This window comes from Massilia mucilaginosa (assembly GCF_011682145.1).
GTDB lineage: Bacteria > Pseudomonadota > Gammaproteobacteria > Burkholderiales > Burkholderiaceae_D > Telluria_A > Telluria_A mucilaginosa.
The window spans coordinates 1-1810 of the sequence record NZ_WHJH01000134.1; the positions used below are offsets into that span (position 1 = coordinate 1).

Annotated in this window: 1 pseudogene; it reads left to right on the plus strand. The window is 63.9% G+C overall.

Features of this window, described 5'->3' with window-relative positions:
* A pseudogene (locus tag F2P45_RS34090) lies at window positions 1-1810 on the plus strand (hypothetical protein); the annotation flags it as partial.

Consider the following 1810-nt stretch of genomic DNA (forward strand, 5'->3'; position numbering starts at 1 on the left):
TACCCGCGCCTGCGCAGCATTGCCATGCAGCCGGCCGAGCCCGAGATCGACACCGATCCCGAACTGCTGGTCTCGTACGACTACGATGCAAGCGGCAACCTGGCCAAGGTCAGCAACGGCAAGGGCGACGTGATGCGCCAGTTCGCCTATCGCAATCATGTGATGGTCGAGCACAGCCAGCCAGGTGGGCTGGTATCGCGCTATGAATACGACGAGTACGCCGCCAGCGGCAAGGTCACGCGCAACTGGGTCAACGACGGCCGCTCGTGGAGCCTTCGCTACCTGGAACAGGAAACCGTCGTCACCGACAACCTGGGGCGCGAAGAGCGCTACCGCTTCGACGCAAAAAAACGCTTCATCGGCAAGGTGGACGCGGCCGGCGGCGTAAGCACGCGCCGTCTCGACAGCAACGGCAACGTCCTCGCCATCGTCGATGCCGGCGGGCGCAGCGTGAGCTACCGTTACGACCAGCGCAGCCGCGTCACCCGCATCGAAAGCGACGGCAAGGGCACCGGCATCGTCTACGATAACCGGTTCGACAAGCCGGCCCTGATCACCGACGCGCTCGGCGCTACCACCGCCCTGCGCTACGACGAGGTCGGCAACCTGGCCAGCGTGACCGATGCGCTGGGCCAGCGCACGTCCTACCAGTACGATGCGAATGGCTTGCCGGTCAAGGTGACCGATGCGGCCGGCGGCGTCAAGCGGCTCGACTACAACCGCTCCGCACAACTGATCAGCTATACCGATTGCTCGAACAACACGACCCACTTCAACTACGACGACAAGGGCCGGCTGCTGCGCGCTACCGACGCTAACGGCAACAGTACTTTCTACAACTACGACCTGCTCGGCCGGCCTGCAGGGACCGATCAGGCCCAGGGCGCTGAACGCTACGAATACGATCCGCTGGGACGCCTGACCGCGCACATCGACCCGCTCGGCAATCGCACCAGCTACGTGCTCGACACCGACGGTCAGCCGCTCAAGCGCATCGACGCACGCGGCGGCGTGATGCAATACCGCTACGACGATGCCCGCCGCCTGGCCGAGCTGATCAACGAAAATGGCGACGCCCACCGCTTCGTCTACGACGCGTTTGATCGCCTGATCGAAGAAACCGGTTTCGACGCGCGCCTGACGCGTTACCGCTACGACGACAGCGGCCTGCTCACCGCCAAGGAAGAACTTGGCAACGGCGAGCGCACTGAGTACACACGCATCGACACGCACTACAGTCGCGACAGCGGCGGCCAGCTGGTCGAAACGCTGATCTCGCGCACCACAGGCGACACCCAGGCTGAACAACTGCGCCTGCGCTACACCTACGATGCGGTCGGACGGATGACCCAGGCCATCAATGCGGATGCCGAAGTGAACCTGCGCTACGATGCGCTGGGCCAGCTGGTGGGCGAGCAGACGACAGCGCGCGATTTCAGCACCGAACTGCGCCACGAGTACGACGAGCTGGGCAATCGCATCAAGACGGTCTTGCCCGATGGACGCGTCCTGAACAACCTGTTTTACGGTTCGGGACACCTGCACCAGATCAACATCGACGGCGATGTCATCACCGATATCGAGCGCGACAAGCTGCACCGGGCCACCAGCCGCACCCAGGGTGCGCTGACCAGCCAGTTTCAATATGACCCGGTGGGACGGCTGTTGGCGCAGGTTGCCGGTCATCTGGGCGTGGGCGCAAGCACCGAGCCGGTGATCGCGCGCCGTTATCAGTACGACGAGAGCGGCAACCTGCTGGCGGTCGACGATAAACGCAACGGCCGCAAGACCTACAGCTACGACGTGATCG